5 protein-coding genes are annotated in these 7,208 nt (G+C 67.5%); 4 read left to right on the forward strand and 1 reads right to left on the reverse strand.

Annotated elements, in window-relative coordinates; all coding sequences use genetic code 11:
• Positions 1-4: 4 nt before the first annotated feature.
• The 4 genes from BDI24065_RS11870 (at position 5) to BDI24065_RS11885 (ending at position 6,071) form a co-directional block, all read left to right on the forward strand.
• The gene (locus BDI24065_RS11870) at positions 5-1,255 is read left to right on the forward strand and encodes a metallophosphoesterase family protein (protein WP_175031409.1); all 1,251 of its coding nucleotides are present in this window, start codon (positions 5-7) and stop codon (positions 1,253-1,255) included.
• A 3-nt stretch (positions 1,256-1,258) separates the two neighbouring features.
• Positions 1,259-4,729 carry an ATP-binding protein gene (locus BDI24065_RS11875; RefSeq protein WP_175031410.1) on the forward strand — a complete coding sequence of 1,157 codons (3,471 nt, stop codon included), beginning with the start codon at positions 1,259-1,261 and terminating at the stop codon, positions 4,727-4,729.
• A 121-nt stretch (positions 4,730-4,850) separates the two neighbouring features.
• The gene (locus BDI24065_RS11880; RefSeq protein ID WP_043185438.1) at positions 4,851-5,375 is read left to right on the forward strand and encodes an HD domain-containing protein; all 525 of its coding nucleotides are present in this window, start codon (positions 4,851-4,853) and stop codon (positions 5,373-5,375) included.
• A 9-nt stretch (positions 5,376-5,384) separates the two neighbouring features.
• A complete protein-coding gene (locus BDI24065_RS11885; RefSeq protein ID WP_175031411.1) occupies positions 5,385-6,071 on the forward strand; it encodes a DUF429 domain-containing protein in 687 nt (228 codons plus the stop codon).
• A 172-nt stretch (positions 6,072-6,243) separates the two neighbouring features.
• Here the strand turns inward: BDI24065_RS11885 and BDI24065_RS11890 are convergent, their stop codons facing one another.
• Positions 6,244-6,681 carry an ATPase gene (locus BDI24065_RS11890; RefSeq protein WP_254609735.1) on the reverse strand — a complete coding sequence of 146 codons (438 nt, stop codon included), beginning with the start codon at positions 6,679-6,681 and terminating at the stop codon, positions 6,244-6,246.
• Positions 6,682-7,208 lie beyond the last annotated feature (527 nt).

A 7,208-nucleotide genomic window follows, 5' to 3' on the forward strand; every position in this document is an offset into this window, starting at 1 on the left:
CTTCGTGAAGTTCATCCACGCGGCAGACATACACCTTGACAGCCCGTTGCACGGCCTGAGCGCGTATCCCGACGCGCCGGCCGCGCAGTTGCGCAACGCGTCGCGCGAGGCGCTGCGGCAGCTCGTGGATCGTGCGATCGAAGAGGAAGTCGCGTTCCTCGTGATCGCCGGTGACCTGTACGACGGCGACTGGAAAGATCACAACACGGGCATCTTCTTCGGCCAGCAGATGGGGCGCCTGCGCAAGGCCGGCATCCGCGCGTTCGTCCTCGGCGGCAACCACGATGCCGAAAGCGAGATGACGAAGAAGCTGACGTTGCCCGACAACGTCACCGTGTTCGGCCACCGCAAGGCGGAAACCCACAAGCTGCCTGAATTCGACGTCGCGCTGCACGGGCAGAGCTTCAAGGACAAGGCCGTCGTCGACAATCTCGCGATCGGCTACCCGGACCCGGTACCCGGTTACTACAACATCGGCGTGCTGCACACGGCGCTCGAAGGCTATGCGGCGCACGCGAACTATGCGCCGTGCACGCTGGCCGAACTGCACGCGAAAGGCTACGACTACTGGGCGCTCGGCCACGTGCACGAATTCCAGCAATGGTCGGGATTGTCCACGGTGGTGTTTCCCGGCAACCTGCAGGGGCGCCATATTCGCGAGACGGGCCGTCGCGGCGCGGTGCTCGTGACGGTCGAGCAAGGCCGCACGCAGGTCGAGCGGCTGTATCTCGACGTGCTGCGCTGGGAAGCCGTGACGGTCGACGCGTCCGACTGCTTCACCGTCGCCGACCTGTCGAGAAAGATCGGCCAGTCGCTGGAAGCGCTGCTGACCGTCGACGGCCATGTGCCGCGCGCGGTGCGCGTGACGGTCACGGGGCGTACGCCCGCGCATGGCCTCTTTTTCGGCCGCGCGCCGCAGCTGCGCGCGGAGGTGCTGAACCAGATCGGCATCATCGGCAACGAGCGGCTGTGGCTCGAGAAGGTCCGGCTCGCGACGTCTGCCGCCGATCATCAGCCGGGCGAAAGCGAGCAGCTTGAAGCGCTGGAGGACCTGAAGCAGATCCTGGCCGATGCCGCGCGCGATCCGGATTTCCTCGAGCTGCTCGAACGCGACCTGAAGCCGTTCGTCGGCAAGGTGCGCAGCGACGTGAAGGAAGAGGTGCCGTTGCTGACGATGGCACGCGCGGGCGAGCTCACGGCGCTCGTCGAGCAGGTCGGGCCGGCGCTGCTCGCGCGGCTGGCGCGGGGGGAATAAGCGATGCGCATCAATCGGCTCGATCTGTTCAAGTACGGCAAGTTCACCGACGAGACGCTGCGTTTCCCGTCGGCCGGCGAGGATTTCCATGTGATCGTGGGGCCGAACGAGGCCGGCAAGTCGACGATCCGCACGGCCGTGTCGGAACTGCTGTTCGGGATGAAGCTGCAGACCCCGCTCGATTTCCTGCACAGCACGCCCGAACTGCGGATCGGCGGCGTGCTGGAGAGCGGCACGGGCGAACTCGCGTTCCACCGCGCGCGCGGGCGCAGTCCGCTGCGCACACCCGCCGACGACAAACTGCCCGACGACTTTCTGGCCGCTGTCCTCGACGGCGCCACGCGCGAATTCTTCGAGCAGATGTTCGGGCTCGATCACGGGCGCCTGGTCGACGGCGGCCGGAGCATTCTCGACGCCTCCGACAAGCTCGGCCAGGTGCTGTTCGAATCGGCTGCCGGTGTCGGCAGTCTCGGGCCGGTGCGCGAGGAGCTCGACGCGCGTTCGGTCGAGCTCTGGGCGCCGCGTCGCAGCGGTAGCGCGTTTGCGCTCGCGGAAACGTCATTCAACGAAGCCGTGACCGAGCTGAAGACGGTTCAGGTGCGCACGCGCGACTGGGTCGATCGCAAGGACGCGCGCGAAGCAGTCGAGCAGCAGATCGAGCAGGCACGCGCGGAACAGCGCCGGCTCGAAGCGCTGCGCTCGAAGCTCGAACGCGTGCGACGACTGGCGCCGTACCTGAAGGAGCTGACGGTCAAGGACGCGGCGCTGGCGGAGCTGGGCGCGGTCGTCGAGTTGCCGCCCACCGCGTATGCGGATCTGCTGAAGGCGCAAGGCGATCTCGCGGCCGAACAGAAGGTGCTCGAGGAACGGCGTGCCGACCTGCTCGCGAAACGGCAGGCGCGCGATGCGATCGACGCCGATGCCGACACGCTGGCGCTCGAAGCCGACATCGAAGCGCTCGACCGGCTGCGTGGCGCGTGCATGAATCACGCGCAGGATTTGCTGCTGCTCGGCGCGGACGTCGAGCGGCACCTGTCCGCCGCATGTGCCGCGGCCGCCCAGCTCGACTGGCCGACGGACGAAGCGTCGCTGCGTGCGTCGCTGCCGACGGCGCTGTCGCTGAAGACCGTCGCGAACCTGTTGCGCGAATACGGTGCGTTGCACCAGGCGCTTGCCGGCGCGCGCGAATCGCTCGACGAACGTACGCGCGAGCTTGCGCAGGTGCAGGAACAACAGGCGCGCCTGTCGACCGTCGATGTGCCGGAAGCGCTGCGTGCGGCGCTGGCCGATGCGCAGGGCTTTCGCAACAGCGGCCAGCGCGAGCTGGCACTCGAACAGGAAATCGCTGCCGCCGAACGCACGTTGTCCGGCGCACTCGATGCGCTCGGCCAGTGGCGCATGCCGGTCGACACGCTGCGTGCGCTCGACGTGCCGTCGGCGGCGCGGCTCGGCGCGCTGCTGAAGGAAGACAGCGAACGCGCGAGCGCGGCAGCTGCCGCACGCGATGCACGGGGCAGCGCGCTCGAAGAACTCGAGCGGCTCGAACTGCAGGAGAAGCACTTCGCGGAGAACCACAAGGTCGTCACGACCGCTGACGTGCTGGCGGCGCGCGCGCGGCGCGACGGCGCGTGGGGCGATATCCGCAGCGGCGCGGTCGATCTCGCCACGGGCGCACCTGCGGTCGACGACGCGATTCGACTTGCGGACGAACTCGTCGATGCGCAGCTCGGCGCGACGCAGGCGGCGGCGACGTTGCAGTCGCTGCGTCAGCAGGTCGAATCCGCGCGTGCCGGTGCGACGCGCAGGCAGGCCGCACTGGACGAGCGTGAGCGAGAGCTCGCCGTGCATCGCGACGCATGGGCTGCGCTTGCGACGACGGCCGCGGTGCCCGGCATGCCGCTGGCGGCGATGGGCGACTGGCTTGCGAAGCGTGACACGGTGTTCGCCGCGCAGGCCGATCTCGACCGGCAGCGCCGTGAATTCGACACGATTCGCGCCGCGCGGGCCGGCGCGGAAGCCGCGCTGCGTGCGGCGCTGCGTACCGTGTCGCGAGGTGGCGAGTCGGACGGCCTGGCGGCGCTTGTCGCGATCGCCGAGACCTTCGTACAGTCGGCCGAGAAAGCGCTCGCGCAGCAGGACAGCCTCGAGGATCGCGCGCGGGAAGCCGAACGCGGGTGCGCGACGGCGCAGTCCCGCGCCGGCCACGCACAGACAGCCTACGATGCGTGGCAGGTGCAATGGCGCGACGCGCTGGCCGATGCAAAGCTGTCTGCGAGCGCGGCGACGCTGGCCGCGGCGGAAGGTGCGCTCGAGCTTGCCAATACGGTGACGGCCGAACTCGCTGATGCCGACGCGCCGCGCAACCGGATCGCCGCGATCCGCGCGGAGCTGTCCGCGCTGGAGGCGGGCGCACGGCGGCTTGCCGCGGCGCTCGCGCCGGAGTGGCTGACGAGCGGCGACTGGCCGGATGTTGCGCGCCGGCTGACGATGCGCCTCGCGGCCGCCAGGGAAATTGCGCGTGCGATCGATCGTGCCGACGAGGCCGTGCGGCAGGCCGACGGCAAGGTCGCGGATGCGGCCGCCGCGGTGGCCGGTGCGGATGCGCGCATCCAGCCGCTGCTGCAACTGGCCGGCGTAGCGTCGATCGACGCGGCGCTGCCGTTGGCCGAGCGCTCGGATCGCCAGCGCCAGCTTCGGCAGGCGGTCGATGCCGCGCACGAGGCACTGGTGCGCGACGGCGACGGCCTGTCCCGATCTGCGGTCGAAGCCGAGGTCGCGGAGCAGGACATCGCCGACGTACCGGCGCATCTTGAAGCGGTGAAGCAGTCGCTCGGCGATGTCGGCAAGCGATTGAACGAGCTTTCACAGCAACAGGTCGTGGCCGATCAGGCGTTCGGCGCGATCGACGGCCAGGCGAACGCGGCCGTTGCGGAGTCGAAGCGACAGGAAGCGCTGGCGGCGATGGGCGATGCAGCCGAACAGTATCTGGAAGCGGCCACGGCGAGCCGGTTGCTGAAGTGGGCGACGGATCGCTATCGCGACCAGAAGCAGGGGCCGATGCTCAGGCGCGCGGGAGAGATCTTCGCCGGTCTCACGCTGGGTGAGTTCGCGCGGTTGACCGTCGATACCGAGCGGACGCCGCCCGCACTGTACGCACGGCGGACGAAGGGGGCATCGGTCGAGGTTGCCGGGTTGAGCGAAGGGACGCGTGACCAGCTGTTCCTCGCGCTGCGGATCGCGGCGCTGGAGCTGCAGCTCGGCAGCCGGACCGCGCTGCCGTTCGTGGCCGACGATCTCTTCATCAACTTCGACGATGCGCGCGCGAAGGCCGGCCTCGATGCGTTGCGCGATCTGTCGACGCGAACCCAGGTGTTGTTCCTGACGCACCACGACCACCTGCTGCCGCTCGTAAGAGAGGTATTCGGCGCGCGGGTCAACGTGGTCGAGCTGCAGCGCGCGCCGGTGGGCGCGTGACGCGCGGCCTGCGTGAATGCCGGCGCACGGGCAGGGTCATCGCGAGCAGGTAGTATGTGCGGTTCCGAAATGCCCGCGGCCGGTTCTGCCGGTCGCGGGTCAGGCCACACGAGGGGGGAATATGAAAAAGCTGGTAGCCGCCATCGCGTTCGCGGCGGACAAGCATCGCAATCAGCGGCGCAAGGACGAAGAAGCGTCGCCGTACATCAATCATCCGATCGCGCTCGCCGACGTGCTGGCCAACGAGGCCGGCGTCGAGGACGAGCGTGTGATCGTCGCGGCCGTGCTGCACGACACGGTCGAGGATACGGAGACGACCGAGCAGGAACTGCTGCGACTGTTCGGCAAGGACGTGGCGGACATCGTGATGGAAGTCACCGACGACAAGTCGTTGCCGAAGGAGGAGCGCAAGCGCCTGCAGGTCGAGCATGCGGCGACCATCAGCCGGCGCGCGAAGCTCGTGAAGCTGGCCGACAAGATCTGCAACCTGCGCGACATCGCGCGACATCCGCCCGCGGACTGGCCGCTGGAGCGCAAGCAGGCGTACTTCGACTGGGCGAAGTCGGTCGTCGACCCGATGCGCGGGGTGCATCCCGGCCTCGAGGCGATCTTCGACACTGCCTACGACGCACGGCCGGCGGACTGAGGCGCCCGCATGCGATCGGCCCGCTCCATCGAGTCCGCCGCGCGGCAATCGCCGGCCGTGGCGGGTGTCGATGTGGGCGGCGAAAAGAAGCAATGCGATCTCGTGATCCTGCGTGGGCGGAGGGTCGTCTGCCGCGAGGCGCGGATCGCGCCCGAGGCGGTACCCGCGCTGTGTCTCGCCCATGACGTGGTGGCCGTCGGAGTCGACGCACCGAGCCTGTGGTGGACGGGGAGCGGGCGCCGGGCGGCCGAACAGGCGCTCGCGCGCGAACGGATCTCGTGCTTTCCGACGCCGTCACGGGAGCAGGCGGTCGCGAGCACGTCCGGCTTCTTCGACTGGATGTTCACGGGGGAGCGCGTCTACCGCGCGCTCGCGGATGCCTATCCGCTGCTGACCGGCGCACGCTATGCGGGCGGGCGCGCGAGCTTCGAAACCTATCCTTATGCGATCACCTGCGCGATGCTGGGTAAGGCCGTGGCGTCCGCGAAGCAGAAGCGCAACCAGCGCCGGCAATTGCTGGAGCGACTGGGGATCGACGTGTCGACGCTGAAGTCCGTCGATGCGCGCGACGCGACCCTGTGCGCATTGACGGCGCAATACGTGATCGACGGGAATGCGCACGCGTATGGCGATACGGAGGGCGGATATATCCGCGTGCCGATCGTGAGCGAGGCGATCGTTCTCGACGCACCGTAGTTGTGTCGCGCGGCCCGGGCGAGGGGCGTAGCGAAAAGGGTGAGCTTTTGCGGGAGCGGAGCGGCCTGCGTGACGGCGAAGGCGTCAGGTTGACACTGCAGGCCGGCAAGCATCGGAATGGCCGGCGCACACGACACACGCCGGTGCGCTACGCGATCCCGAGCGGCGTCGCTCAATCCTCGAGGATGGCTTTCGGTACGCTGGACAGATCGCAGGCGTACGCCTGTTCGAAGTAGCCTTCGGCATCGTCGATCATCACGACTGCAACGTCGATCAGTTCGTCGAGCCGTTGCAGCAGCGATTCACGCCACTCGATGTCTTCGTCGCGCTCGGGCGTCTTGTCCAGTTGCTCGATGATCGAGTCGGCCGTCTGCAGGAAAGGAATCGCCTGCTGATAGTTTTCGATCGAGACCATCGCTGCGTTGCGTGCACCGACAAGTCGCTCACGATGCTCGTCCGCCAGCTCGGATTCGCCGCTGATCCGCGGCAATAGATCCGAGATGCGTTGCAGAAGCGGCGGAGCCTGCTCTTCCAGGATGATGGCGCGCTCGCGCAGCGCTGCATATTCGTCGCGAAGATCGGCGTCGCCGGGTTGAGTGGTGCTGTCCATCGTCGATATGAGTGCGTGGTTCGGTCGCGGCATGATACTCGACCGCACCGGATTCCTTGCCCGTTCCGCGAACGCCTATATAGAGGGGCGTTCGATATACGTCATATCAATGGATGACGGCGTCGCGTTGCGATGCGTGGCCCGTCGAGCCCGAAGCCCCTGTGCGCGTCAGCGCACGGGGGCTTTTTCAAAATATTTTCACAAAGGGGCTTGCGTAGATGGGGGCGGGTGCTTAGAATCACGCCTCTTTCGCGCTAACGGAAACGCGGCGCGGAAGAGGAAAGCAGGGTTGGCGGTGTGCTGCAGTCAGGAGCGCGCAACTGGCCTGGAAGTTGAGCCCCGCAGTCGCAACGATGTAGTGAAAAAAGTTGTTGACGATCTGCGAAACACGGTTCATAATCTCGCTTCTCTGCTGCTGAAAACGCAGCGCTGCTGAGAAACACGAAGTTCCTCGCAGAAATGCTCTTTAAAAATTAACAGCCGATAAGTGTGGGCGCTTGATGGAAGCGAGCTGATCCTCGGATCAG

This window comes from Burkholderia lata, assembly GCF_902499025.1.
GTDB lineage: Bacteria > Pseudomonadota > Gammaproteobacteria > Burkholderiales > Burkholderiaceae > Burkholderia > Burkholderia lata_C.